Genomic DNA, 25,922 nt, shown 5'->3' on the forward strand with positions numbered 1-25,922 from the left:
GCGAATGCCCCCTAGCTATCCGTGGAGCTATTCTTCAGCTGTTCGTACAGCACATGGATGGGAGGTAAGATGTGATGGGACACGTAAGACAGGCCCGGAATGCGGCTGGTGGGGGAGCGTGGGCCCGTGCCATGGCATGCGCGTGCGCAGTTGGCCTCGCCGTCCTGTTCCCGCAGTTGGCGTGGGCTGACGCGGGCACTGGCCAGGTGGAGACGACCACTGAGCAGGCGGAGGCTGCGGCGCAGGGGAAGACGCCAGGGGCGGTATGCGCCCCATCCGAGGTTGCCCAACCCGTGGAGGCCGTCACTGGTACGGGCAGTGCCGATCTAGCCGATACTCCAGTCGTAGGGCCGACCGCAAGCGGGTCCTCTGTCAGCAAGGCGACCGAGGAGGCCATGACGGTCAAGGGGTCTGAGGCTACTGACGGGTCAGTTGCCCGAGAAGCCACTGTAGCCGAGGAACCAGACGAGCCTGAGGGGACCGAGGCGGCTACCAACCCTGTGATGGCGCCCGATGAGTCCGTGGCAGGCAAGAAGGCTGAGGCTATTGATGGGTCATCCGCTCGGGGCGCTACCGTGACAGAGGTAGCTAACGAGCCTGAGGCGGCGACAGCAGGCCCCGCTGCCATCGACATGCACGATGCCGAAGTGGGCCTATCGGGTGACTACAGCTACACCGGTGAAGCTATCACCCCGTCCGTGAGGGTCTCACTCGCTGGCCAAGAGCTCAGGGAGGGGATCGACTACGAGGTCTCGTACCGGGACAATGTTGAGCTTGGCACAGCTACCGTCACCGTCACGGGTCTGGGCGACCATGTCGGTGTCGCCACCGCCAGCTTCGACATCAAGGCCACCCAGGAGGTCCTGCGCCTCTACAACAGGTGGACGGGAGAGCACCTCTACACCACGAACAGGGCCGAGTACGACAGCCTCGGTAGGCGCGGCTGGTCCGGAGAGGGTGTCGCCTGGACAGCTCCCGGCTCGAGCTCGAGTCCGGTCTGGCGCCTCTACAACCGGTGGAGCGGCGACCACCTTCTCACGAGCAATCGCAAGGAGTATGACGCCCTCGGCAGACTCGGTTGGAACCGAGAGGGCATCGGGTTCTACGGAGGCGGCAGCGCGTCGGTCTGGCGTCTTTACAACAAGTGGCTCAAGGCGGGCACCCACCTCCTCACGACGGACAAGACGGAGTACGACAACCTGATCAAAGACGGCTGGTCCGGCGAGGGCGTCGCCTTTGGCGCCGTGAGCGCGCGCAAAGGCCAGACCGACTCCCAGCGCAGGGAGGCCGAGGCGCGTCGCAGGAAGGGCGAGATCAGGGCCGCCATCGACAGAAACCCGAGGAGCGTGAACGACGGTGACGTCGTGACGGTCACGGGAAAGGTGGTCTATCTTCGGCGTGACACCCACGACTCGTACAGCGTGAAGCTCGAGCGACCGCTGTCCATCCACAACATCAGAGCCTCTTGGGATAGGGGTCACACCCAGACGGTCGACACCCTTGTGGTCGTCAAGTGGATCCATGATGGAGGGAGCTTCACCGGCTGGAGTGACGAGTATATGAATGTGCGCACGAGGTGGTTCGCTAACTACGTTGGTAAGATGGTGACGGTTACTGGGACGGTATACGTGGGAGGCAGTAGGCTGATAGCGCTCGGTCCGTGGCTCGGCAACCCAAGGCTCATAAAGGTCTGGTAAGGTCGCGCGCCTCGTGCCAGAGCAGGTGTCTATGATGTGGGCGCACCCCCAAGCGTGGGGGTGCGCCTCGTCTTTGTGGCCCTCACATCGTCCAAGGCCACTTTGCTCGAGGTTCTGCTGTCGGCGCGTCCCCTCAGTACACCATGCCCATGGCCTCGCGGACCTCGTCTAAGGTTCTCTCGGCTATCTCGTTGGCCCGGCGGTTACCCTCGTGGAGGACATCGCGCACGAAGTCAGGCTCACCCTCGAACTTGCGGCGCCTCTCGCGGATCGGCGCGAAGTACCCGTTCACGGCCTCGGTCACGTAGCGCTTGAGCTGGCCTGCGCCGCCCGCGCCTATCTCGGCCGCGATCTCCTCGGGAGTGCGACCCGTGCAGATCGCGGCGGTGGTGAGCAGAGCCGAGACACCGGGGCGGGCCTCGGGATCAAAGGTAATGGTGCGCTCTGAGTCCGTCCTTGACCTCTTGATGAGCTTGGCCGTCTCGGCCTCGCTCATGCCGATGGAGATGGCGTTGCCATAGCTCTTGCTCATCTTGCGCCCATCGAGGCCGGGGATGAGCGGTGTCGAGCTGAGGAGTCCGGCGACGTCCGGAAAGACCTTGCCGTAACGCTCGTTGAAGCGGCGCGCTACCTTGCTCGCCATCTCGATGTGGGGAAGCTGGTCACGTCCCACAGGCACGATGTTTCCCTTGCAGAAGAGGATGTCGCAGGCCTGGTGGACAGGATAGGTGAGCAGCAGACCTGTAAGCGCGTGGCCCGAGGCGGCTTGCTCGGCCTTCACGGTGGGGTTACGGCTCATCTCGGCCTCGGTCACGAGTGAGAGGAAGGGAAGCATGAGCTGGTTTGCCGCAGGTACGGCCGAGTGCGTGAAGATCATCGTGCGTGCGGGGTCAATACCGCAGGCGAGATAGTCCGTCACCATGTCAAGGACGTTATCGGCGATGTGCTCGGTGCTGTCACGGTCGGTGATCACCTGGTAGTCTGCGATGATGACGTTGGTGCTTACGCCCAGATCCTGCAGGCGGATACGTTCCTTGATCGTACCAAAGTAGTGACCGAGATGCAGGCGACCGGTGGGACGGTCACCCGTAAGCATGGTGTAGTCCTCGGGATGGACGAGAAGGTCCCTCTGGATCTGGTCGGAGCGCCTGAGCGCCGCCTCGAAGCTTCCTTCGTTTGGCATACCTGTTCTCCTTGGGTAAGTCGGTTTTGTGCAGGGACATGGTACGACACGTGTGGCCCGTGCCGCTAGCTGAGGGGAGGGTGTGCGTCGAGGTACGCCTGCGCCCTTCTCCATTGGGGATAGTGGTGGTCCATGAGCGCATGGAAGCGCCCGTTGTGGCTCGGCTCCAGAAGGTGGCAGAGCTCGTGGACGACGACGCACTCCAGGCAGGCGTGAGGGCGAAAGCATAGCTCATGGTTGATCGTGATGGTTGCCGTCCTCACATTGCAGGAACCCCAACGGCTGGTCATCCTGCGGATGCGCAGCTTGGCGTGACGGACCCCAATGGCACGCTCAAAACGCGCGAAGAGGGCCTCGACCTCGGACCTGAGCAGGCGGCGAGCCAGTGGTGAGACGATGCGGCGGACGTCCTCGACACTTAGTCCGTCCTCCTTGGCCCTGACGAGAAGGACGTCATCCACGACGTGCGCCGACTCCCCTGTCATCGGGGCACAGGTGATGCGAAGGGCATAGGACCTCCCGAGAAGCGTGACCATGGACCCGTTCTTCCAGCGCTCCCTCTCGCCCTGTCGTTGAGCACTAAGGCGTCCCCTCTGCCTCTCGATCCATGGCGTCCTCTCGCGCACGAAATCCTCTATGGCCCTTAAGGAAACCCTCGTGGGAGCGCTTACGCGTACGCTGCCGTCGGCCCTCACGCGCAGGTTGATCCTCCTCACGCCACCACGATGGAACTCTACGCGAACACCTCCCACGTCGAGGGTTGGCTGGTCCCCAGGGCTGTGTCGTGTGTCCGTCCCTTGTCCTGCCATGCTAGGCATGGGCAGCTTGCTCGCGCTCCGTGCCTATGGTGGGCCTGTGCCCGGCGTTGCTGGCGCGCCTGGTGTTGCCGCTGCGCTGCCTGTTGGGCGAACTAAAGGTAAACATCTGTGTCATGACACCTCCCTCGTGCGAGTGCTATGGTACTGTGCATCTGGTACCATAGCGAACCGAGCGAGCAATGCACACGAATCACCCGAAACCACCCTTGGCCCCACAGTCCCTCGACTTATGCGCGGTGTCTTCCCATCTGCGCGCACCGAGGGAGGGCGGACCTGTGGGTAGGGACCATCGGGGTCGCATAACTCGCATATGTCGCCCCCTCGGGCCTTGTGGGTCTGCCACCCCGGTGCGTGGGGCGGGCGGCGCGGGTAGCGTGGTGCTGTGGCACGGCCGCAACTCAGGTTGAGGACTATCTATGTCCTAGCCCATGCTACGCTATCGTGGGCAGACGGATGAGGAGGGGAGGACCGGTGGCGAGTTCCTACGGCGAGGACGCCAGCAAGAGCGCCCTGAGGGATGGATACCTTGCCGTTCAGCATGGCATGACCCCCTCACACAAGAGACGGGTGGATGCGGATATCCTGCGTCACCTCAGCTCGTTTCAGGCGTATCGTAGTGCTCCCCTCATTCTTGCCTACTACCCGTGCAGGGGCGAGATCGATGTCATGCCCATCATCAAGCGGACTCTCGCGGATGGCCGCAGGGTGGCGTTGCCGCGTCATGTGGGCGGAGAGAGCTCTTTGGAGTTTCGCGTGATCAGCACGCTCGACGGACTGGTGGCGGGCGCATGTGGTGCGCTGGAGCCTCCGGCATGGCTCGGTGAGCCCGTCGTCGATGTCGGGGAGCTGCGCGATGCCGTCTGTCTCGTGCCAGGTCTCGTGTTCGACGCGCGAGGATATCGCATCGGCTATGGGGCGGGCTACTATGACAACTTCCTTGTGGGCTTCGGTGGCCTGAAGCTGGGACTGGTGAGGGCGCTGCAGATCAGTGGCAACCCACTGCCCATCGATGGGCATGACATCGCCGTCGACGTGCTCGTGAGCGAGTCGGCAATTTGGAGGTGTCACAGGGACTGAACGTCCCCGCTATCCGAGGCGCTTAGGAATGTCCAGGTTCTTCCTCAGACGCGCCGCTCGCCCCCTGCCTATCGGGGGTCTCGATCTTGAGGTGAGCCGCCATGTCGCGAATGGCCTTGGCATAGCCCTCGATCCCTAAGCCGCTGATCGTCTTCAGGCAGGCCTGGCGCACATAAGAGGTCTGCCTGAAGTCCTCGCGCTCGTCCACCTTCGAGATATGTACTTCGATGGCGGGTATCGAGACGGCCTTGAGCGCGTCGAGCAGGGCCACCGAGGTATGGGTGTAGGCAGCGGGGTTCAAGATAATGCCGTCGAAGCTACCATAGGCGTCCTGGATGGCATCGACGAGATCGCCCTCATGATTGGACTGGAAGCACACGCAGCCCACAAAGCCCGCCTCTTTGGCAGTTCGTTTGCAGAGCTCGAGCAGCTGAGAGAAACTCGTCTTGCCATAGACGTCAGGCTCGCGGATACCGAGCAGGTTGATGTTGGGCCCGTTAATGACAAGGAGCCTGGAACCCGTGGCTTCCTTCGAAACTACGGGCTCTTGAGTAGACAGGGTCAAAGCTGCTCCTTCTGATTCTGGCCGTACCTCGAGGTTCAGCTCATCATCCTCCTCACTGAGCCTGAGCATGCGGGCGAGAAGGTCCTTCGTCTCTATCGCACCCTCGGCTGCGGGATCGCTCGATTCATACGCCGAGGCACGACGTGTCGTCACGTGCTGTTCGTCCATCGCAGGGCCGAGAATTTGGACCCTCAGGCTTCCACCCTGCCTGTCTGGCCTTTCGGTCGCATCTTCCTCATGATCCGGATCCTTACCCGTAAGCTTGCAGAGAGCCTCGTAGACGGTACCGACAGCGTTTGAGCTGAAAACGACCTCAATTCCGTTGACTCCCCTACCCACCGTCCCGAGGACGTCGGGTATGGCTGAGAGAGACTCCTTGTCGACCAGGTTGGGGTTGGCCACAGCCAAGCGAAGCCGCGTCATGCAGAGCGTATTCGACACAAGGTTAGTGATGCCACCAATGCTCTCAAGCACGCTGGCGGCGATGTCGTCTGTGGTCATGGTGGGGGACTCCCAAGTTCGTTACGCGTGCGCTTTCTCATTCTTGTCCGAGTATAGGCCTACTGTCCGAGGCATCGTGCATCTCAGATGAACGGATGGGCGAGCGTACGAGAGGGACACGCAAAGCAAACCAGCTCGATACGCTAAGAACGTCCTGCTGGCAAAAGGTACCCTGCTTCAGAGACTTCGTGAGTTCGTGTGGGTGGGTGGTTGCGTCACTACCCCGGCGACGTGGGCCTCACCGCTAGGGCGATGACGCAGGAGTGTACACAGATCGGCCAAAATGGCCTCTCGGTACCATTTTGGGGCATTTGTGTACACTGTTGCGCCGTGGGCTTGGGTTGTGGGTGGCCTTGGGATCGCAATAGTGTACACAAATGGGAGGATCGGGCCTCTCCGCGCCGTTTTGGGGCATTTGTGTACACTGTTGCGACGCGAGTCGCGATACGAATTGCGACTCGAGCTGCGTCAGGTGGCACGAGCGCCTCAGCCACCACGGCGTGCCGGCTGCGCCTCCTCGCTGGCCCCTCCCGCTTGGTCGGGAAGACAGGCTCTGAGCGAGTGGCGCCGCTGCTAGGTTGGCATCTTCGCTGAGGCGTCAACCCATACGAACCCCCGAAGAGCCCTGCTTCATGGAGGGGTCGCCCGAGCTCGCACTGCCACTCGGCTCTGAGCGTTCCTAGATCGCACGTTCACCGTCGAGTGGCAGTGTGAGATGCACTGCCACTCGGCCCTGAGCGTGCAGTCCCGCGTGGTCGGCACTGCCACTTGGCCCTGAGCGCACCGTTTCGGTACGCTCGATGCCATTTGGCAGTGTGGATGGCACTGCCACTCGGGCCTGAGCGTACAGTCCCGTGTGAATTGCACTGCCACTTGGCCCTGGACGTACCGTTTCGGTACGCTCGGCGTCGAGTGGCAGTGTAAGGGCGTGCTACCCGTGCGTTCACCGTTGAGTGGCAGTGTAAGGGCGTGCAGCCCGTACGCTCGACGTCGAGTGGCAGTGTGGGTGGCACTGCCACTCGGGCCTGAGCGCACCGTTTCGGTACGCTCGACGTCGAGTGGCAGTGTGAGGGCGTGCAGTCCGTACGCTCGACGTCGAGTGGCAGTGTGAGATGCACTGCCACTCGGGCCTGAGCGTACCACCACCGTACGTTCACCGTCGAGTGGCAGTGTAAGCTCTGCCCTCAGGCGCAAGACCTCGAGGACCGGGAACTTCGGGACCTGCGGGAGTGGGTGCGCTGGCAGGTGTGCGCGGGCATGACAGAAAGCGGTCACTTTCTGGATGTCAGAGACCGAGAAGCGAGCGGACCAGATGGGCGTCGGACATCGCGTTTCCCGTGCAGTCGATAGCCAGGTCGGCCCATGACTCGTAGAGGGGACCCCGCTCACTCGCGAGCCTCTCGAGGCCCCGTTCCTGCGAGATGGGCCTTCCATCCAGCGGGAGCTGATCGAGCGGGCGGCGCAGGAGCACGATGGTGCCGTTCTGGTGTAAGAGAGGCCAGTTCTCCTTACGCGTGACGATGCCGCCACCGCAGGCGACGACCAAACCGGATCGGGCACCGTACTCAGCTGCAACCTTCGTCTCGATCGCGCGGAAGCTGTCCTCGCCATATGCACGTAGGTAGCTCTGTACGCTAAGGCCGCAGCTCAACCGAAACGCATCGTCAAGATCGACAAAGGGCCTACCCAGAAGATGCGCGAGGCCCCTGGCGGCACTCGTCTTGCCGACCCCGGGCATACCGATGAAGAAGACGTTGGTACAGCTGTCCTTGAGCCAAAAAACGAGCTTCTCTATCCGCTCGTCCTCGACGTTCATGTCCAAGAAGCACTCTGCAGAGCGACAGGCCTGAGCAACGAGCATCGAGAGCCCCGACTCGAAGGGTAGGTCCGCGCGCTCGGCCTGCAGGCAGATACCGGTTCTTTGGGGATTGTAGACGACGTCGAGCACGCCGGCGAGGCTGGTGAGTCCAAAGAACCGCTCGTCAGAAAGGGGTGAGGCGGGGCAGTTGGGGTACATGCCCACAGGCGTCGCGTTCACGAGGAGCCGGGCGTCACCATGGCGCCTGACAAGGTCACCGTAGCCATCTTGGCCTCGTCTCGATATGACGCTCACCCGTGCGCCCACATCGTCCAAGGCGGCCTGAACGGCACGGCTCGCCCCACCCGAACCAAGCACGACGACGGGGACATCCACGAGGGCACGCTCGGCGGGACTGTCAAAGACCCTCCTGCAAAAGGAGTCGAGCATCCATCCAAAGCCCATAAGATCGGTATTGTCTGCATAGATGCTGCCATCGCCGCGCCTGACCAGGGTGTTTGCGACTCCCAGCCGTATTGCCCCCTCGCTCCTCTCGTCAGCGAGCTCGAAGGCATCGCGCTTGTAGGGAATGGTGACGTTAATGCCAGACCAGTCTCCCTCCCGTATGAAGCCGCTGACCTCCTGTGGCTCTACCTCGAAGAGGGTGTAGGGGATTGACCCGAGGCGTGCGTGTATGGACGGCGACCAGCTGTGTCCTAGGCTGCGCCCCAAAAGGCCGAAACGAGCAGCAGCTCGTAGCGCACCCATGCTAGACGACCTCCGAATAGCTTCCTAGGTAGCGAAACTCCTCACACACATTGCTGAGCTCCTTGATCAGGCGAGGAAAGCGTGGCGAGCCTGCGGGGCACTCGATGTCAAAGTAGAACATGAACTCAAAGTCCCGATCGGGAATGGGGCGACTCTCGAGCTTGGTGATATTGATGTCAAGCGCAAAGAACGAGCCAAGGACCTTGTAGAGGGCACCAGGCCTGTGGTTGACGACCAGCATCAGCGAGCTGCGGTCTGCACCAGGATAGATCACAAGGTCTGTGGAGATACAGGCAAAGCGCGTATAGTTGTTACCCTTGTCCTGCACGTTTCTAGCCAACGCCTCAAGGCCGTAGAGCTCCGCGCACTCACGGGAGGCCAAGGCGCCACGTCCGACATCAGGACTCTCGGCAACGAGCTTGGAGGCCATGGCGGTGTTCTCGACAGCGTGAACGCGCACGTCCTTGAGGCTTGAGATGAACTCGCTGCACTGACTTATAGCCTGCTCGTGGCTGTAGATGTCCGTGATGTCCTCGAGTCCGACGCCGGGCTTGGCGAGGAGGTTGTGGTCAATCTTAACGCGACAGGTCCTCACGACGTAGAAATCATGGCGCATCATGAGGTCGTAGATCTGGTTCACCGATCCCGCCGTGCTGTTCTCCAGAGGAAGGATTCCGAAGTCGCAAAATCCCTCCTCGACAGCCTTGAAGACCCCCTCAAAGCTGTCGAGATAGCTGATCTGGGCGTGATTGAAGATGCGATCGGCAGCTATCTGCTGGTATGCCCCCTCTACGCCCTGCGTCGCCACGAAGGCATCAGTGGGAAAGAGCTCAGGGGCATGACAGAGCGCAGCCCCAATGGCCTCGGCTGTAGTCGAGGGGGTGCCGAGAATATCGTTTTGCGCATCACGCGACGCCCCCATGAGGAGCTCCATCAGGGCGGAGGCATAGCTCTTGAGCTCATCGGGCACTCGAGAGCGCGCATCGGCCACGATGCGCCGCTCGCGTCCCCTGTCAAGAACAGGCATCCTATGGGCGACCTTGTAGCTTGCCACGTCAGCCGCAAGCGCGGTGCGCCTCTGGAGAAGATCGAGCATCGTGTGGTCTATGTCATCAATCTGCGTGCGGACGGCATCGAAGTCATCCACGGCGACCTCCTATCGGACAGGATCATCTGAGTGACTGGCATCGCCTCGCGGTGCCATGTCGTCAGGTGGGAAGGAAAGCCACGCGTCCAGCGTGGCAAGGGCGGCTGCCGCCTCTGCTACAGGCACGGCCCGTGGCGCAATACAGGGGTCATGGCGGCCCCGTACGGTAAGCATGACATCACGCATATTCGCGAGGTCCACGGACTCCTGCGTCTTCGCGATGCTTGGCGTGGGCTTAACCGCCATCCTGAAGAGGAGCGGTAGACCCGTCGTGATGCCACCGAGTATGCCACCAGCGTTGTTCGTGGTGGGACAGACACGCCCACCTACCATGCGGTAGGGATCGTTGTCCTGACTGCCCCTGAGCCTTGCCGCACCGAAGCCGAGACCAAATTCGATACCCTTCACGGCGGGGATGCCAAAGACAATGTGGGCGATGAGACTCTCCATACCGTCGAACATGGGGGAGCCGATGCCTGCGGGAAAGCCGCAGGCGACGCACTCGATGACGCCACCCACGGAGTCCCCCTCGCGCCTGGCCGCAGCGATGGCAGCCAGCATATGCCTGCCTGCGACCTCGTCTATCGTGGGCAGGCCCTGGCCCCAGCGATCCTTAAGCCCCTCGATCTGGGCGTCAAGCGATCCCACTGGATCCGTACTGCCAGCCGGTGCCGAGAATGGCACGTCATCGATGTCTGCCACCGAGAGAAGGTGCGCGGCTATCGTCACGCCCCGTTTCTCGAGGACTTGCAGGGCAATGGCCCCTGCGGCGCAAAGCGGTGCGGTCAGCCTACCCGAGAAGTGCCCGCCGCCCCTGGGGTCCTGGTTGCCATGCCACTTAGCCCATGCCGTGAGGTCGGCGTGTCCCGGGCGGGGAATCGTGAGGAAGTCAGCGTAGTCGCCCGGACGGGTGTCAGCGTTCGCGATCTCGAGGGCGAGGGGCGCTCCGCAGGTGACCCCGTCGGGGTTCAGGCCCGAGAGGAAGCGCAGCTCATCGGCCTCCTTGCGCGGCGTCGACCAGTCTCCCTGTCCAGGCGCGCGGCGTGCCATGAACCGGGCGAGCGCCGCAGAATCGACCTTGAGGCCGGAGGGGAGTCCCTCCATGACGCAGCCTATGGCCGCAGAGTGCGATTGGCCAAAGATCGTGACCCTGAGCGTGGTTCCGAACGTGGACGGCATCAGGCATCCTTCCCTTCCACGATACCGCCGAGTAGGCGAAAGTCATCGAAGAAGGCAGGATAGGACTTAGAGACGCACTCGGCTGCATGGATGGTGGTTGGTCCTGTGCAGTAGGCGGCAGCGACCGCAGCCATCATGGCGATGCGGTGATCGCCCGCCGCGTCCACCTCACCGCCCGCGAGCTTGCTCGAGCCAAGGACCTCGATGGCGTCTTCTGTGGCGTTCACGCACGCCCCCATGCGACGGAGCGTGAGGCACACCGTCTTGATGCGATCTGACTCCTTGAGGCGCAGGCGACCGACTCCCGTGATACGGGAGACGCCCTGTGCGAAGGCACACGCAACGGCAAGTGGCGGCACGAGGTCGGGGGTGTCACTCGCGTCGAAGCTGCATGGGCCGAGCTGGCTCGCACGGCAGCTGACGCCGTCCACTCTTGAAAAGACCTGCACGCCCATGGACTCAAGGGCCAAGGCCATGGCTCGGTCTCCCTGGCTGCTTGCGGTATCAAGCCCTCGCAGCGTGATGCCGTCTCCCCCAATGGCTCCGGCACAAAGCCAGAAGGCCCCGCAGGACCAGTCGCCCTCAATGGTGAGCGTACCTGGGCAGACCAGACCTTCCTCGCAGTGGGGCGTGAGGCTCCAATACGGTCTTCCATCACGCGTGCGGCGCCCCATCTCGACCTCGGCGCCAAAGGAGGCGAGCATGTCGATGGTCATACCTATGTAAGAGCGCGACTCCACGGGCTCCTCCACAAGGACGCACATAGGGCCTCCCAGGGCGGCGCTCGCGAGGAGAAGACCGCTCACATACTGAGAGGATATGTTACCCGGCAGCCTGAACTCACCGGGACGAAGCGTCCCCGACAGCCTGAGCGGGAGCCTTCCCTGCCAGTCAAGAACAGCTCCGTGACGAGCAAGCTCGTCGCTCAGGGGAAGGAGGGGCCTTTCGGCGAGCCTCCCCTGCCCATCGAGGGTGGCATCCACACCCAGGGCGCAGGCAAGTGGGAGCATGAAGCGCAGGGTCGAGGCGGACTCCTTGCAGTCGAGAAGGACAACCTCCTTGGGGCGAGCCCGTCCGCCCTCACGAGGAATGGGTCGTACCCTGAAGCCAGCGCTCGTGCGGGCAATACGAGCGCCGAGCGCCTCGAGGCACCCCACCGTGGCGTCGATGTCATCTGAGCTTGTCGGACAGAGGATGTCGGTCATCTGTGGGCAGAGCGCGGCGAGGATGAGCGCGCGATGTGCCAGCGACTTGGAGGCGATGGCACAGGTCGCGCCGGCAAGGGGGTGGGGATGAATGGTCAGGTCCACGGCTAGCGGCTCTCGCACCCGAGGTCGATGATCTCGCGAAGGCCCTCGATTGTGATGTTCCTCAGCTCGACTCTCCCGATCTCGCGTGGAACCACGACGTTCAGATGGTCTGCACGACGCTTTTTGTCATGGGTGGCAAAGGAGAGGAGCGTCTCTGCGTCTATATCGGTATCGGTGGGGAGACCATGCGCGCAGACAACGTCCTCGATGCGCCGGGCCGTAATCTCAGAGCACCAGCCCATGCGGGCCGATGCGCGCGCGATGATGCACATACCAGCAGAGATGGACGAGCCATGGCCAAGCCTAAAGTCACTCGCGACCTCGATGGCATGGCCGAGGGTATGGCCGAAGTTCAGTATCTGGCGAAGGCCACCCTCCCGCTCGTCAGCCTCGACAACAGAGCGCTTTATCTCTATGCTGCGCGCCACGATGCGCACAAGCCTCTCTTTGCCCACGTCCTTTGCAGTGATGGGGTCGGCCTCTAGCTCAAGGAACAGCGCGGCGTCAGCGATGACGCCGTACTTGATGATCTCGCCGCAGGAATCCGCAAAAAGCTCGTGGCTCAGGCTATCAAGAAGGCTCAGGTCAGCGACGACGAGCGAGGGTTGCCAGAAGGCGCCTGCAAGGTTCTTGCCAGCCCTGAGGTCAACGGCGCACTTACCCCCCACCGAGGAGTCCACCATGGCCAGAAGCGAGGTCGGCAGCTGAACGACGGCGCAGCCCCTAAGGTACATCGCGGCCGCGAGGCCGGCGATGTCGCCGACAACGCCTCCACCCAAGGCCACGACAATGTCGTCGCGCGTAAGCCCGTCTGAGGCAAGCCCCTCAAGGAGGCTCGAGAGCGTGTGGATGTTCTTGCTCGCCTCGCCCGCCTCGAAGATCTGGACGGTGCAGATCAGACCCGCATCCGCAAGCACCGAGACGACCTCGTTTGCATAGAGGGGTGCCACGTTGGAGTCAGAGATGACCTGGGCCTTGGCCGCCTTGGGGCAGACGGCGCGGGTGAGCCTCCCCAACTCGCCGATGAGGCGCTCGCCGACATGGACCTGATAGCGCCTTGAGGGGGTGCGAACGTCAATGACCCTTACTTGGCTCATCGTCTTTCGACCTCCCTCTTGCGCCGGTCTCCCTCGGCGAGGAGCGCCTCTAGACGCTCGCCGTCGAGGGCATCGAGGGCATCCCTGTACTGCTGCAGGTTTTTGATGAGGGTACCTATCTCACGCGAGAGGTTATCTGCGTCGTCGAGCATGAGCTCTCGCCACATGGGCGCGTTCAGGCGGGCGACGCGCGTCAGGTCCCGGTAGGAGCCTGCCGAAAAGCCCTGGTGGGTCATCGCCACGGGACTCTTGACATAGGCGTTCGAGACCACATGGGCGAGCTGCGAGGTGAAGGCGATGACCTCATCGTGGCGCTCTGCCGTCGTCACCGTAAACTGTCCGAAGCCGCAGGGCTCAAGCAGTCGCTCTATGCGATCGAGCACATCGAGCCTCCCGATGTCATCCATGTCATCGGGAGCCACCATGACCATGGGGGCTCCCTTGAACATGGTGGCGCGGGAGTGGGCATAGCCTGCATACTGGGTGCCTGCCATGGGGTGGCAGCCCACGAAGTGCCACTCATGACGTCTCGCGATGGGAAAGCACGCCTCACAGACCCTTCGCTTGACGCCCGCGACGTCTATGACGATGGCGCCCGGTGAGATGAGCTCCTCCCTCTCGCTCAGCCAGTCGATGCTCATCTGGGGATATCCCGCAAGGATGCAGAGCTCGCAGCTGCCTATCGCCTCGTCAGTAAGCTCGGCGTCAACAGTGTCGACCATCGCGAGCTCGAGTATCGAGCGAGTTCGGTTCCACGCGAGGACCTCGTGACCCCCTTGGTGGAGGGCACGCGCAAACGAGCCACCCATGAGGCCCAGACCCACGATGCCCACGCGCCCCGGCACGAAGGTGGCCGTCTCGCCAGCCATGCTAGACCCCCACGTCGGCGGAGATGGCCTCGCGGATGAGGGCGATGCGCCTCATGGCATCGGCAAACTGCGGAGGCGTGAGGGCCTGCGCACCGTCCGACCACGCTTCACTTGGCCTGTCGTGGACCTCTATCTCAAGGCCGTCGGCACCGGCAGCACAGGCGGCGTAGGCAATGGGACGCACGTAGCGGGTATAGCCCGTCGCATGGCTGGGATCGCCTACGACGGGCAGGTGGGAGAGGTGATGCAGAACGGGAATCGCGTTCACGTCGAAGCTGTTGCGCGTGCGCGTCTCGAAGCTGCGGATACCCCGCTCGCAGAGGATGACGTTGGGGTTGCCCTCGCTCATGATGTACTCGGCCGCCATCAGAAGCTCGTCTATCGTGCCTGCAAGGCCACGCTTGAGGAGTACCGGCACACCGGTCTTGCCCACCTCGCGCAAGAGCGGAAAGTTCTGGGCGTTCCTAGCTCCTATCTGCATGACGTCGATCCCCTTGTCAAGGAAGAGCCCGACGTCACGTGGATCCATGACCTCGGTCACGACGGGCATGTCGAGCTCGGCGCTGGCCTCCATGAGAAGGTCGAGCCCCGTAGGCCCCATGCCTTGATGGGAGTAGGGGCTCGTGCGGGGCTTATAGGCACCTCCCCTGAGCATCGTGGCGCCCGCCTTTTTGACAGCGCGCGCTATCGTGAGGAGCCCCTCTCCCTCGACAGAACACGGACCTGCGATGACCTGGAAGTTCCCGCCGCCGATACGAACGCCGTGGCCGCAGTCGATGATGGAGTCGGCAGGATGGAACTTGCGATTGGCCTTCTTGAAAGGCTCGGTGACGCGCTTCACCTGCTCCACGATCTCCATGGACTCAAGGAGGAAGGGGTCGATCAGGGTCGTGTCCCCGATGATGCCGACGATCGTCTCGTGCTCGCCCCTGGAGATGTTCGTCTTGAAACCGCGCCCCTCGATCCAGTTGACGAAGTGGCCAAGCTGCGCCTCGGTCGCCGTATCCTTGACTATCGCGATCATGCAAGACCCCCTGCTCCCGACTCGGCACCAGATCGGATCACATCGAACTCGCAGACAAGACCAACCGCACCCTCGGTGCCGTCGGCCACGAGCCACCATGGTGACCCCGGTGGGGCTCGAACCCACGACCTTTCGCTCCGGAGGCGAACGCTCTAATCCACTGAGCTACGGGGCCACACGAAAAGAGATTATAGCGAATGCTGTCCACGTGTCGCCGTTTGCGAGATAATCAAGGGATGAGAAGCGAACAATTCACAAGTTGGGAAAGCATATGCCATCTTCAGGAGAAGCGTTTTGGTCCGCCGTCACTGCGGCCCGTAACCCCAAGGTCCTCAAGACCGAGGGCGGGACTTGGCACTACGTTGACGTGAGCAACATCCCTGGCGTCGAGCGACTCCCACACGCCCTCGTGGTGTTGCTCGAGAACTGCGTGAGGCGCTCCGCTACCGACGAGGACGCCGTCCGCTTTGCGAGGCAGATCGTGGACGCGGGCCTTTGCGGTAGGCAGGGAGGCGAGATCGAGTTCATGCCTGCCCGCGCGCTCTTCCAAGACTTCACGGGCGTCCCCGTCTTTGTGGACTTCGCCGCGATGCGGGACGCCATGGTCACGCGAGGGGGAGACCCCTCCAAGGTGAACCCGCACATCCCCTGCACGCTCGTTGTTGACCACTCGGTCACTGCGGACTGTACGGGCGAGGAGGATTGCGACGTCGTCAACGAGGAGCTCGAGGCCGCTCGTAATGCCGAGCGCTTCTCCTTTCTCAAATGGGCGAGCAGGTCGTTTCAAAACGTCCAGATCGTCCCCCCGGGAGGTGGCATCTGCCACCAGCTCAACATAGAGCGCTTCTGCGAGGTCGTCACAACCGACGCGATGGCCGCAGCTGATGTCGTCTGCTTTGATACGCTTGTGGGAACCGACTCCCACACGACGACCGCGAACGGCCTGGGCGTCCTCGGCTGGGGCGTCGGCGGCATCGAAGCTGAGGCCGCCGCCCTCGGTCAGCCCATATCGATGCTCGTCCCCCCCGTGGTCGAGCTCAGGCTCACGGGCAGGCTTGGTGATGGGATCTCGGGCATGGACCTCGCCCTCACAGTGGCGAAGCTGCTACGGGAGGCTGATGTCGTCGGTTGCCTCGTCGAGGTGACGGGTCCGGGCGTGGCGGCGCTCACGCCCACGCAACGAGCCTGCGTCGCCAACATGACGCCCGAGTACGGCTCCACGACGACGCTCTTCCCGGTCGATGAAGCCGCCGTCGAATACCTTAGGCTCACGGGCAGAGAGCCCGCGAGAGTCGCCCTCATCGAGGGTTACCTCAAGGCCCAAGGCGTCTTCGGCGTGGGGGAGGGCCGCAGGTACGCCCGTACCATCGAGCTCGACCTTGCGCGCGTCGTGACCTCCCTTGCCGGTCCATCGCGCCCCCACAACCTCGTCACGCCAGCTACGCTCCAGAAGGCCTTCCGCAAGGCCGCGCTCGCCCATGGCAAAGATAAGTTCTCTGAAACCTTCGACATCGAGGTCGCGGGTAAGCGCTTCAAGCTGGGCCATGGGACGCTGGCCATCGCCGCCATCACGAGCTGCACGACGGCGACAGACCCCGCGATGATGGTCGCCGCAGGCCTCCTCGCCAAGAAGGCGCTGGAGAGGGGCTTGGCGACCAAGCCGTGGGTCAAGCGCATCCTCGCCCCCGGCAGCCATGCCACCGACCTCTTGCTCAGGAGATCGGGCCTCATCGACGACTTGTTCAAGTTGGGCTTCTACACCTGTGGTTTCGGCTGTATGAGCTGCATCGGAAACTCCGGCGAGATATCCCCCGCGCTTAGGGATCGGGCCGGCGAGATGGAGCTCACGAGCATCCTCTCGGGCAACCGAAACTTCGACGGCAGGATCTCGCCGGATGTCGCTCAGAACTACCTTACGCAGCCCGCCCTCGTGGTCGCCTATGCACTCGTTGGCTCGCTTGACGTGGATCTCTCGAGCGAGCCGGTGGGTGAGGACCCAAATGGAAGGCCTGTCATGCTCGATGAGCTTCTGCCTACGTCAGCCGAGATCAACGCGGTTCTCTCCCGGGTGCTCACGCCCGATCTCTTTATCGAGGGCGCGCGAGGCCTCCTCGACGGTTCGGCGGCTTGGGAGAAGTTCAAGGTTGAAAACTCAGCCACCTTTCCCTGGAATGAGTCCTCGACCTACATCCGTCGCGCTCCCTACTTCGAGATCGCAAGACAGCGTGACGTCATCGAGGTCGAGGGCGCGCGCGCCCTCGCACTGCTCGGGGACTTCGTCACGACCGATCATATATCGCCGGCGGGGACCATCGTCGCCGACGCACCTGCGGCAAGCTACCTGCGCGCCTGCGGCGTGGCTCAGAAGGACTTCAACAGCTACGGCAGCCGACGGGGCAACCACGAGGTCATGGTACGCGGCACCTTCGCAAATGTGCGTCTTGAAAACGCCCTTGCCAAGGGAAGGAGCGGCTGGTGGACCTTTGACATGCTCGAGGGTGTGGTCAGGCCCATCTTTGACGTCTCGTGTCACTACGCCGAGGAGGGTATCGCCTGTGTCATCATCGCAGGAAAGATGTACGGATCGGGATCGAGTCGCGACTGGGCGGCAAAGGGACCCCTGCTTTTAGGGGTCCGTGCCGTCATAGCCGAGAGCTTCGAGCGCATCCACCGATCCAACCTCGTCCAGATGGGTATCGTCCCCCTCGAGTTCTTGAGGGGTGAGTCTGCGGCTTCGCTCGGCATCAGAGGCAACGAGACGTTCAGCCTAGAAGCCATCGACCTCACGGAGGGCCTTCCCAAACGTCAGGTCTGCCAGGTAAGGGCCACGAGGCCGGATGGCAACGCATGTGCGTTCGAATGTCGCGTTCGTATCGACACGCCTATGGAAGGTAGGTTCGTAGCCTCGGGGGGTATCCTTCCTTATGTACTCGGTCAGATGGCCTCGTCGTGCGCCTCATCCACTCAGCATTCTTAGGAGTACGCCCGTGATCTGTCCCAACTGCAGTGCGAACGTGCCAGATGACTCGCTGCGCTGCCCCGCCTGTCGCGCCGACCTCGGTCGGACCGTCGTCATACCCAAGCTGGAGGGCAGGTGGTGCAAGAGCTGCGGATCCCTCATACCCGACGACGCCGACACCTGTCCGAGCTGTGGGTTCCCTGCGCCCAAGCCCGCCGGGCACGAGATCGTGCGGCACCCGCAGGCCCTAGCGATAGAAGGGGATGATCCTGATGACGCCACGCTCCAGGGAGAGCTTGATCCTGAGTCACCCGAGGACGAGGAGTCGCACTCCACTGAGGAGACGCACGCCATCGTGCGCATCGAGAGCGCCATCCCATCAGCACCCGTTCCAGGCAACCCCAGGGTCGATCGCGAGCATGCGCTGCGCCTGCGCACGCTCGCGTTCGCCCTTGTCGCCGCCCTCGTGTTCGTGGGCGGGGGCGTCCTTCTCATCACCCATCCCTGGGACCCGAGCGCGAACGACCCGAGGGCGAGGGCCGAGGCGGACACCTCCAGGGCGGGCTTTCCAGGTATCGTGAGCGAGCTCAAAGGGCAGGACAACAGGATAAACATCTCCACTGACATCCGGAGTGGCGACGACACCACGCTCGCCAAGCTCCAAGACGTCTATATCAAGCTTGGCGACCTCAAGAAGGAGGTCGACAAGAACGAGGAGCTCTACAGAAACGTCGCGGCGTCGGGTGACGAGTCCGCCCGCGAGCGGGGCAAGGAGGAAGCTATCCAGCTCTCGCTTGACATAAGTAACCTCATCCAGTCCATCGCCGACATCGACGTCACCTCCGGCACCTATGCGAGCGACGCCCAGAACATGTCCACGCTCGGAAACTACCTGAGAAACCGCATGGATGCGCTTACCAGGACCTGGAAGCGAGCGCTTAGGGTCAGCTCTCCCGAGAGCCACTCCGGCGAGATCCTCGGCTACCTCACGGATTCGGGCCAGGGTTCCTGGAAGAACCAGTTCGAGCAGAGCTACCCGACCATGTCGCCCCAAAAGAAGTAGGAGTTGTGCACCTGTGCGGCTGCCCTCTGCCGAATATGTGAAACAGAGACGCGGCTGATAGAATATTCTGTGCCTTGTATGGACCATAGCCATAAACGGGAGGGAATGCGATGGCTCTTTTTGGGAAAAGGCTTTATACGCCCACCTACAAGGTGAGCGGTGGCGAGGTCGCCGTCCTCGAAACCTCCAAGGGCACCATCCGCGTGAGGCTCGACGGAGAGGGCGCACCCATCCACGTCGCAAACTTCTGCGAACTTGCCACTTCTGGCTTCTACGATGGGCTCAAGTTCCATCGTTACGTCCCCGGCTTCGTCATTCAGGGCGGCTGTCCCAATACGCGCGACATGAGCCCAGAGGATGTCGCAGCGGGCAGGATCGGCCCGAGCGGCATGCCAGGTACGGGTGGGCCCGGCTACGCCATCCATGAGGAGTATACGACCAACCCGCGCAACAGCCACGTTGACGGGGCGCTCGCCATGGCACGATCGCAAGATCCCAACTCGGCGGGATCGCAGTTCTACCTTTGTCTCGGCGCCCAGCACACCCTCGATAGCAACTACACGGTCTTTGGAACGACGATCGAGGGCTTGGACGTCATAGCCACCCTTCGCGCTGGTGATGCCATCAACTCCGTGAAGATAGAGGACCGTTAGGCAGCCGGCCGCTTTGGTAGGTGAAAGTTTCAGGAGGTTAGACAGTGAACCAGCAATCATTTGAGGCGGGCAAGGCCGCCTATGGTCGCGGTGACATACTCAGAGCCGTCAGACAGCTCAGCGCCGCAAAGGAGCCTGGCGAGGTGTCCGGTTCCGTCGACCACCTCCTTGGCAACTGTTACATGAGGCTCAGCCGCTTTTCTGACGCGGCGCGCTGCTACGCCGACGCGCTCCACGACGCCTCCTACGGCCACTTTGGTGCGCTCGCCTGCAACAGGGGTCGCGCCCTTTTGGCCGCTGGTCGTCCCAAGGAGGCCGTCGCAGCACTTTCCATGGCCGTCAGCGATCACGAGTACCCGACTCCATACAAGGCCTACACCGCCCTCGGCAACGCATATAAGCGTATGGGCAACATCCGTGAGGCGGGCGTGGCATTTAGGAACGCGGCCATCGACGAGGGCAACCCAGATCCGTCAAACTCCCTATGCGAGTTGGGCCACTGTTTCATGCAAATGGGTCGTGCGGTGGACGCCGTCGAGGCCTATCGCACGGCACTCGACTTCGCGACCCCTCGTGAGAGTCAGGGTGCCATCTACGGAGACCTCGGCCTTGCCTATGTTGCGGCCAACAAGATGTCCGAGGCTGTGGACGCCTTCGATCATGCTACCGAGAGCGGCCACCTGTTGCGCCCCGAGGTGCAGGTTGCCTACGATGCCGCCAAGAAGGCCGTGGCTGCCCTGCAGGGCGGCGGTCCCTCCGAGACGGACGCGTTTCTTGCGGCTGCGGGATATGGCGGTGGCATCGACCCGCTCGATCCCACCGGTGCAACCGGTGAGGTCATACCGTCTCCCGAGGACACGGGCTTTTTCTCGGTCACCGAGGAGGAGATCGTCGCCAACGCCAAGAAAAACCGCAAGATTCGCCGCAAACACAGGCACCGCGGCCTCAAGGTCCTCCTGATTCTTGTCTTGCTGCTCGTCCTCGCCGCAGGGGCTGCCGGGTTCTTGTACTACAAGGGCTATGGCTGGCCCACCCAGGCATCTGTCGTCGAGAAGCTCTTCAAGGACAACGCAGCTGGCGAGGATGTGGCGCCCCTCTTCGCCTCGAGCGTCTCAAGTGCCGAGAGGGCCCAGATGAAGTCGACCCTTCCCGTCTCACTGAACAACGTGACGATTGACAACGTCGAGCGATCAATGAGTTCGACGACGGTCATCGCGACGGTCAAGCTCTCGTCCGGTGGCGAGCAGAGGTACCAGCTTACGCTCACGCGTGACGGCATAGGCTGGCAGGTAAGTTCGGTCGACTACGTCTTTGACTCCCAAGAGGAGGGTTCAACGACCATTGACACGAACGCCTCGCCAGAACCTGCGGGATCGAGTGGCTCCTCGAGCTCCACAGAATCCGGTGCAACTACGGGTACCATCTCAACAACGAACAATGAGACCTCGGGCGAATAGAACCTTGACGAGCGTTAGGTTCATGCGATTGGAAACAGCCAATGTCGATTATCGACTCGTTCTTTGGTGAATACGACGGAGACCTGGCCATTGACCTGGGTACAGCAAATACCCTTGTCGCTGCGCGGGGTCAGGGCATCGTTCTTAACGAGCCCTCCGTCGTCGCGATCGACCAAAGCGCGGACCGTGTCTTGGCTGTAGGCGCGGATGCAAAGCGCATGATAGGAAGGACCCCTGGCTCCATCATCGCCGAGCGTCCCCTTAAGGACGGCGTCATCGCGGACTTCGACGTCACCGAAGTCATGTTGCGCTACTTCATCGAGAAGGCGCGCGGCACGCGCCGCTACCCTTGGTCACCGAGGCCGCGTGTCGTCGTGTGCGTTCCCTCCGGCGTGACCTCAGTCGAGAAGCGCGCCGTCTTCGAGGCGACAATATCTGCGGGTGCCCGCCAGGCCTATCTCATCGAGGAGCCCATGGCGGCTGCAATCGGGGCCGACCTGCCGATTGAGGACCCGACTGGCTCCATGGTCGTGGACATTGGTGGCGGCACGACTGAGGTCGCCGTCATCGCCATGGGTGGCATCGTCGTCTCACAGTCCATCAGGACGGCGGGAGATGAGTTCGACCAGACGATACTCGAGCATGTTCGTGACGCCTACAACCTCTCCATCGGTGAGAGGACCGCAGAGGACATCAAGATAAAGGTCGGGTCGGCCGCACCTTTGGTGGAGGAGCTCGACGTCGAGGTCAACGGCCGAGATGTCCTGTCCGGCATGCCCAAGTCGGTACGCATCGAGTCCGAGGAGATCCGTCGCGCGCTCGACAAGCCGCTCGATGAGGTGACGAAGGCCGTCAAGGACGCCCTCGACGTCACGCCGCCTGACCTCGCAAGCGACCTCATGTACTACGGCGTTCTGCTCACAGGTGGGGGTGGTCTGCTCAGGGGCCTTGATCAGCGGTTGCGTGACGAGACAGGCGTGCCTGTCAACGTGAGTCCCACCGCACTGGAAAACGTCGTCAACGGCTGCGCCAAGGTGCTCGAGGCCAACGCGCTCACGGGCGGCTTCGTGCAGAGCGCCAGTCAGTAGGGTGGCATGGCGCGCTTAGCTGGCGTGGACCAGCCCACGCCTGGACTACGTAAGAGCGATTCGGATTCTGGTGCCAGGCTCTTCGTCTTCCTCGTGGTGCTCTCTCTCGTCATGTTTACGATGAGCGCCCGCGAGAGTGGCTCCGGCTTCTTCACGACACTGCGCGGCGGCTTCATGACTGTCACGACACCTCTTCGCGTCGTTGGCTCAGCCCTCACGACGCCCTTTCAGGCCCTTGGGAACGTATTCTCTAACCTCACAGCAACCCAAGAGACGCTCTCGGACCTTCGGGAGGAGAACGAGCGGCTTTTGGCCAAGAACGCAGAGCTCCAAGAAGAGGCTCAGGCCGCAAAGAGGCTTCAGGACCTCTTGGGGCTTCAGAGCAGCTATAGCCTGCAGTCAACGGCAGCTCGCATTATCTCTACCTCGACCGACTCGTGGAGCAGGACGGTCGTTATCGACAGGGGTAGCTCCTCGGGTCTTGCGGTCGGCATGCCGGTGACCAACTCGAGCGGCGCCATCGGTCAGATCATCGAGTGTGGTCCCACCTCCGCCACCGTGAGGCTCATTGCAGACGAGAACTCGTCCGTCTCGGCACTGGTGCAGTCGAGTCGTGCCCAGGGTGTGCTCAAGGGCTCTGCGGGCGGCACGCTCCACCTGACGCTCATCGCCACCGATCAATCGGTATCGGTGGGAGACAGCGTCGTGACAAGTGGGCTTGGCGGCGTCTATCCTAAGGGATTGCCCTTGGGAAGGGTGCTCTCCGTCAACAAGAACGACGGCGATCTCTACTACACCATCGTCGTCGAGCCGCCCTCTTCGGCCGAGAGCTTCGAGGAGGTGCTCGTCATCACCTCGCTCACGGAAAACCAGAAGGCGAGCTCAGAGGACATCGCGAAGGCGGACGATCAGGACAGCTCGCTGACAGGCGGTTCGGGTGACTCGACGTCCACACCGAGCGACTCTGGATCGTCTGGTGCGTCGGACCGAGCGGAGGGCTCGTCAGCCTCCGATCGACAGAGCACTCGCTAGCGTTTCGGTAGGAGGTGTCCATGCAGGTAAACAACACACACAAACATAGACGTGACAGCGCGGCCCTCGCTGGCGTGTGTCTTGTCCTTCAGATCGCCGTCGCGCCCTATCTTGCCGTAGGCAATGGTCACATCAACTTCGCCCTTATCTTCTGCGCTATCGTCACCCTAACGGTGGGAGGCAGCTGGGGCGTGCTGTGCGGCTTTCTCTCGGGCCTTGTCTTCGACCTCAGCACGACCGGACCGGTCGGTCTCATGGCCCTCCTGCTCACCAGCGCAGCCTTCGTCATGGGCATGGAGTCCAGAAATCGTCTTCAGGACGACTCCTCCGCCGCCATGATCCTCTTCTTCATGACCTGCCTTGCCGTGAGCGTCTCCTACAACCTGGCAATGTTTCTGGTAGGTGAGGCTCACTCTGTGGTTGATGTGCTCTTCTTGAGGAGCCTTCCCAGCTTCATTCTGACCTCTGTGGCCTTCCTGCCCTTTGCCTGGCGCTACTCCAAGGGCTCGTCGCATACGCTGAGCATGGGCGTGCCCACCAAAAAGCGCAGTGGAAAGTATGGCGCAGGAACCCCTTAGGTGAACACTCATGAATCCCGTGATCATCATCATCGCAGTCTTGGCAGTCATCCTAGTCTGCCTCATCGTTGCCTTCATCCTCCTAGGCAGGGGCGACAGCCGCTTCACCTTTGACATAGGCGGCAGCGTCCCCACGGCGGCGGGCGGAGGGGACAGCTCTACCGAGACGGGGTTCAAGAACAGGCTTCTTGGCCTTAAGGTCTTCGCGGGAACCGTTATCGGGGCGCTTTTTGTCAGACTTTGGAGCATGCAGCTCGTCTCCGTCAACGACTACAGCGCCAAGGCCGAGAGTAACAGAACCCGAACTATCCTTGTCTTCGCACCCAGAGGCCGTATTCTCGACCGCAATGGAAACGAGCTGGTCACCAACCGCCCGAGCCTCTGCGTCGTCGCGAAGTCTGACGTCGCTGCCAATCCCATCGAGGTCAAGCTTTTGGCCAACTTGCTCGGCATGCCATCCATGGCCGTCAAGCACAAGATAGAGAATGCCAGTGAGGGAGCCCAGAGCCTGAGGACGGTGGCCGAGGACGTGTCAAGGCGTGTCGTCGCCTACATCGGCGAGCACACCTATCTCTTCGACGGGGTCCAGATCGTCCAACGGACCCAGCGACTCTACCCCAACGGAAACCTCGCCGCGCACGTCTTGGGCTACACTGGTCCGATCACCACTGACCAGGTAAAGAACATGGACGAGACATCGGGGGGCTCCATACGCTATGAGCTTGGCGACATCGTCGGGCAGTCGGGCATCGAGCGTCAATATGAGAGTATCCTACAGGGTATCAAGGGTGAACAAGTTGTCTACGTCAATGCCAATGGCGACGTGCTCTCCACATCGAGCTCGGTCGAGTCTCAAGGCGGCTCCGACATCACGCTCACCCTCGACAAATCCATCCAGAGGGCAGCGGAGGAGTCCCTTGCAAGCAACATCCAGAGGTTGTATAAGCTCGGTCGCACCGACTGCCACGGCGGTGCCGCGATCGTGATCGACGTGACCAACGGCGACGTGCTCGCTATGGCAAGCCACCCCACCTACTCGCCTAACGTCTTCGTCGGGGGCATCTCGAATGACGATTGGAACGCGCTCTCGTCCGAGAGTTCCCATAATCCCCTGCTCAACAGGGCCATTGCAGGGCAGTATCCCTCTGCTTCGACGATAAAGCCGCTCACGACCTTCGCTGCCCTCAACTTCGGCATCGCGACCACGGACTCAAGCTACTATTGCTCGGGCTACTGGACGGGCTTTGGTAGGGCATCAGGCCAGTACTGCTGGAAGAAGACGGGTCATGGTGGCATAGGCCTGCAGGGAGGCATCACCTATTCCTGTGACGTCGTCTTCTACGAGATCGGCAAGGGCTTCTTCTACTCTGATCACCCCGATGGTATGCAGGAGACATTCAGAAAATGGGGGCTTGGAGCCAAGGAGGGTATCGACTTGCCCGGTGAGGCCACAGGACGGGTGCCTGACGCGCAGTGGAAGGCAAGCTACTATGCGAACTCAAGCGAGGACGACAGGGCCTGGAAGGGCGGAGACTACACCAACCTCGCCATCGGGCAGGGGGACCTGTTGGTGACGCCGCTCCAGATGTGCTGCGTCTATGCGGGCATCTCCACCAAGGGCACCATCTGGAAGCCGCATCTGTTAAAATCCGTCGATGCTGCTGTGGGATCAGGGTCAGTCATCGATCACAAGGACGCGCTCACGTACCAGGTCGAGGAGAGGCCAGCGTACCTCGACTTGGTCCACGCAGGTCTCAAGGGCGTCATCTACGAGGAGTCAGAGGCGCAGACGTCCCACTTCGTCACGCTTCCCGTGACGGTGGCAGGCAAGACCGGCTCAGCCCAGACGCCCAAGAGCCAGCCCGACGGCTGGTTCATCGCCTATGCGCCCTACGATGACCCTAAGTATGTGATCGCGGCGGCCATTGAGTATGGAGGCTACGGTGCGGAGGGGGCCATGTATGTCGTACGCGACATCCTTGGAGAGATCTATGGTAGTCCCGATACCTCGACCGCACAGGACACGAGCGCGGTGAGATAGGGTCATGGCACAGTCACA

21 protein-coding genes and 1 tRNA gene are annotated in these 25,922 nt (G+C 62.2%); 10 read left to right on the plus strand and 12 right to left on the minus strand.

The genetic code is table 11. The annotated features are described in order from the left end of the window. Positions 1 to 131 precede the first annotated feature (131 nt). Positions 132 to 1,697 (plus strand): hypothetical protein, encoded by a 1,566-nt coding sequence (locus ADJ70_RS15075; RefSeq protein ID WP_062393098.1) that lies wholly within the window; start codon positions 132 to 134, stop codon positions 1,695 to 1,697. A gap of 133 nt (positions 1,698 to 1,830) precedes the next feature. On the opposite strand, the gene trpS is transcribed toward ADJ70_RS15075, so the two are convergent. From trpS to ADJ70_RS15490, 3 genes are all read right to left on the minus strand, one after another. Further along, on the minus strand, positions 1,831 to 2,880 hold the full coding sequence (trpS, locus tag ADJ70_RS05600) for a tryptophan--tRNA ligase (protein WP_050344251.1): 1,050 nt from the start codon (positions 2,878 to 2,880) through the stop codon (positions 1,831 to 1,833). A 65-nt stretch (positions 2,881 to 2,945) separates the two neighbouring features. Further along, a complete protein-coding gene (locus ADJ70_RS05605) occupies positions 2,946 to 3,698 on the minus strand; it encodes a M48 family metallopeptidase (protein WP_083443840.1) in 753 nt (250 codons plus the stop codon). After that, the gene (locus ADJ70_RS15490) at positions 3,691 to 3,813 is read right to left on the minus strand and encodes a hypothetical protein (RefSeq protein WP_256381306.1); all 123 of its coding nucleotides are present in this window, start codon (positions 3,811 to 3,813) and stop codon (positions 3,691 to 3,693) included. The genes ADJ70_RS05605 and ADJ70_RS15490 overlap by 8 nt, the downstream gene beginning before the upstream one ends. Before the next feature lie 356 nt (positions 3,814 to 4,169). Here ADJ70_RS15490 and ADJ70_RS05610 point away from each other — a divergent pair, with 356 nt between their 5' ends. Further along, on the plus strand, positions 4,170 to 4,775 hold the full coding sequence (locus ADJ70_RS05610) for a 5-formyltetrahydrofolate cyclo-ligase (RefSeq protein ID WP_050344255.1): 606 nt from the start codon (positions 4,170 to 4,172) through the stop codon (positions 4,773 to 4,775). 22 nt (positions 4,776 to 4,797) lie between these two features. On the opposite strand, the gene aroQ is transcribed toward ADJ70_RS05610, so the two are convergent. The 9 genes from aroQ to ADJ70_RS05655 form a co-directional block, all read right to left on the minus strand. Continuing rightward, positions 4,798 to 5,841, minus strand: a complete 1,044-nt coding sequence (gene aroQ, locus ADJ70_RS05615) for a type II 3-dehydroquinate dehydratase (protein ID WP_050344258.1) — start codon at positions 5,839 to 5,841, stop codon at positions 4,798 to 4,800. A 1,285-nt stretch (positions 5,842 to 7,126) separates the two neighbouring features. Further along, a complete protein-coding gene (locus tag ADJ70_RS05620) occupies positions 7,127 to 8,407 on the minus strand; it encodes a shikimate kinase (protein ID WP_050344260.1) in 1,281 nt (426 codons plus the stop codon). A gap of 1 nt (position 8,408) precedes the next feature. Next, positions 8,409 to 9,554, minus strand: coding sequence for a bifunctional chorismate mutase/prephenate dehydratase (locus tag ADJ70_RS05625; RefSeq protein ID WP_050344262.1), 1,146 nt, complete (start codon positions 9,552 to 9,554; stop codon positions 8,409 to 8,411). 9 nt (positions 9,555 to 9,563) lie between these two features. Further along, positions 9,564 to 10,733, minus strand: a complete 1,170-nt coding sequence (gene aroC, locus ADJ70_RS05630; protein ID WP_050344264.1) for a chorismate synthase — start codon at positions 10,731 to 10,733, stop codon at positions 9,564 to 9,566. Next, on the minus strand, positions 10,733 to 12,043 hold the full coding sequence (gene aroA, locus ADJ70_RS05635) for a 3-phosphoshikimate 1-carboxyvinyltransferase (protein ID WP_050344268.1): 1,311 nt from the start codon (positions 12,041 to 12,043) through the stop codon (positions 10,733 to 10,735). The genes aroC and aroA overlap by 1 nt, the downstream gene beginning before the upstream one ends. Positions 12,044 to 12,045: 2 nt before the next feature. Then, positions 12,046 to 13,140: a 3-dehydroquinate synthase gene (aroB, locus tag ADJ70_RS05640; RefSeq protein WP_050344271.1), complete on the minus strand. Its 1,095-nt coding sequence runs from the start codon at positions 13,138 to 13,140 to the stop codon at positions 12,046 to 12,048. Beyond that, positions 13,137 to 14,009, minus strand: coding sequence for a prephenate dehydrogenase (locus ADJ70_RS05645; protein WP_050344273.1), 873 nt, complete (start codon positions 14,007 to 14,009; stop codon positions 13,137 to 13,139). The genes aroB and ADJ70_RS05645 overlap by 4 nt, the downstream gene beginning before the upstream one ends. A gap of 1 nt (position 14,010) precedes the next feature. Further along, complete coding sequence (aroF, locus tag ADJ70_RS05650) at positions 14,011 to 15,033, minus strand: 3-deoxy-7-phosphoheptulonate synthase (protein ID WP_050344275.1); 1,023 nt, start codon at positions 15,031 to 15,033, stop codon at positions 14,011 to 14,013. A gap of 98 nt (positions 15,034 to 15,131) precedes the next feature. Next, positions 15,132 to 15,208 (minus strand) — tRNA-Arg (locus ADJ70_RS05655). A gap of 96 nt (positions 15,209 to 15,304) precedes the next feature. Here ADJ70_RS05655 and acnA point away from each other — a divergent pair. The 8 genes from acnA to mrdA all read left to right on the plus strand — a co-directional run bounded on the left by acnA (position 15,305) and on the right by mrdA (position 25,904). Continuing rightward, positions 15,305 to 18,010: an aconitate hydratase AcnA gene (gene acnA / locus ADJ70_RS05660; RefSeq protein ID WP_050344278.1), complete on the plus strand. Its 2,706-nt coding sequence runs from the start codon at positions 15,305 to 15,307 to the stop codon at positions 18,008 to 18,010. Positions 18,011 to 18,020: 10 nt separating this feature from the next. Next, entirely contained in the window at positions 18,021 to 19,055 is a 1,035-nt protein-coding gene (locus ADJ70_RS05665) for a zinc ribbon domain-containing protein (protein ID WP_050344280.1), read from the plus strand. Between the two features lie 110 nt (positions 19,056 to 19,165). After that, entirely contained in the window at positions 19,166 to 19,708 is a 543-nt protein-coding gene (locus ADJ70_RS05670; RefSeq protein WP_050344282.1) for a peptidylprolyl isomerase, read from the plus strand. Positions 19,709 to 19,752: 44 nt separating this feature from the next. Beyond that, positions 19,753 to 21,165 (plus strand): tetratricopeptide repeat protein, encoded by a 1,413-nt coding sequence (locus ADJ70_RS05675; protein WP_050344284.1) that lies wholly within the window; start codon positions 19,753 to 19,755, stop codon positions 21,163 to 21,165. Between the two features lie 41 nt (positions 21,166 to 21,206). Next, positions 21,207 to 22,253 (plus strand): rod shape-determining protein, encoded by a 1,047-nt coding sequence (locus ADJ70_RS05680; protein ID WP_050344286.1) that lies wholly within the window; start codon positions 21,207 to 21,209, stop codon positions 22,251 to 22,253. A gap of 6 nt (positions 22,254 to 22,259) precedes the next feature. Next, complete coding sequence (gene mreC / locus ADJ70_RS05685) at positions 22,260 to 23,285, plus strand: rod shape-determining protein MreC (protein ID WP_083443842.1); 1,026 nt, start codon at positions 22,260 to 22,262, stop codon at positions 23,283 to 23,285. Between the two features lie 20 nt (positions 23,286 to 23,305). Next, positions 23,306 to 23,863, plus strand: a complete 558-nt coding sequence (gene mreD / locus ADJ70_RS05690) for a rod shape-determining protein MreD (protein ID WP_050344288.1) — start codon at positions 23,306 to 23,308, stop codon at positions 23,861 to 23,863. A gap of 10 nt (positions 23,864 to 23,873) precedes the next feature. Continuing rightward, entirely contained in the window at positions 23,874 to 25,904 is a 2,031-nt protein-coding gene (gene mrdA / locus ADJ70_RS05695) for a penicillin-binding protein 2 (protein ID WP_050344290.1), read from the plus strand. The last annotated feature ends 18 nt before the right edge of the window (positions 25,905 to 25,922 follow it).

It is taken from the genome of Olsenella sp. oral taxon 807 (genome assembly GCF_001189515.2).
Taxonomy (GTDB): Bacteria; Actinomycetota; Coriobacteriia; order Coriobacteriales; family Atopobiaceae; genus Olsenella_F.

Bases quoted from the DNA above. Each gene is read 5' to 3' on its own strand.
- ADJ70_RS15075 (WP_062393098.1), top strand. From the start codon at position 132: ATGGCATGCGCGTGCGCAGTTGGCCTCGCCGTCCTGTTCCCGCAGTTG.
- trpS (WP_050344251.1), bottom strand. From the start codon at position 2,880: ATGCCAAACGAAGGAAGCTTCGAGGCGGCGCTCAGGCGCTCCGACCAG.
- ADJ70_RS05605 (WP_083443840.1), bottom strand. From the start codon at position 3,698: ATGCCTAGCATGGCAGGACAAGGGACGGACACACGACACAGCCCTGGG.
- ADJ70_RS15490 (WP_256381306.1), bottom strand. From the start codon at position 3,813: ATGACACAGATGTTTACCTTTAGTTCGCCCAACAGGCAGCGCAGCGGC.
- aroQ (WP_050344258.1), bottom strand. From the start codon at position 5,841: ATGACCACAGACGACATCGCCGCCAGCGTGCTTGAGAGCATTGGTGGC.
- ADJ70_RS05620 (WP_050344260.1), bottom strand. From the start codon at position 8,407: ATGGGTGCGCTACGAGCTGCTGCTCGTTTCGGCCTTTTGGGGCGCAGC.
- aroC (WP_050344264.1), bottom strand. From the start codon at position 10,733: ATGCCGTCCACGTTCGGAACCACGCTCAGGGTCACGATCTTTGGCCAA.
- aroB (WP_050344271.1), bottom strand. From the start codon at position 13,140: ATGAGCCAAGTAAGGGTCATTGACGTTCGCACCCCCTCAAGGCGCTAT.
- ADJ70_RS05645 (WP_050344273.1), bottom strand. From the start codon at position 14,009: ATGGCTGGCGAGACGGCCACCTTCGTGCCGGGGCGCGTGGGCATCGTG.
- aroF (WP_050344275.1), bottom strand. From the start codon at position 15,033: ATGATCGCGATAGTCAAGGATACGGCGACCGAGGCGCAGCTTGGCCAC.
- acnA (WP_050344278.1), top strand. From the start codon at position 15,305: ATGCCATCTTCAGGAGAAGCGTTTTGGTCCGCCGTCACTGCGGCCCGT.
- ADJ70_RS05670 (WP_050344282.1), top strand. From the start codon at position 19,166: ATGGCTCTTTTTGGGAAAAGGCTTTATACGCCCACCTACAAGGTGAGC.
- ADJ70_RS05680 (WP_050344286.1), top strand. From the start codon at position 21,207: ATGTCGATTATCGACTCGTTCTTTGGTGAATACGACGGAGACCTGGCC.
- mreC (WP_083443842.1), top strand. From the start codon at position 22,260: ATGGCGCGCTTAGCTGGCGTGGACCAGCCCACGCCTGGACTACGTAAG.
- mreD (WP_050344288.1), top strand. From the start codon at position 23,306: ATGCAGGTAAACAACACACACAAACATAGACGTGACAGCGCGGCCCTC.
- mrdA (WP_050344290.1), top strand. From the start codon at position 23,874: ATGAATCCCGTGATCATCATCATCGCAGTCTTGGCAGTCATCCTAGTC.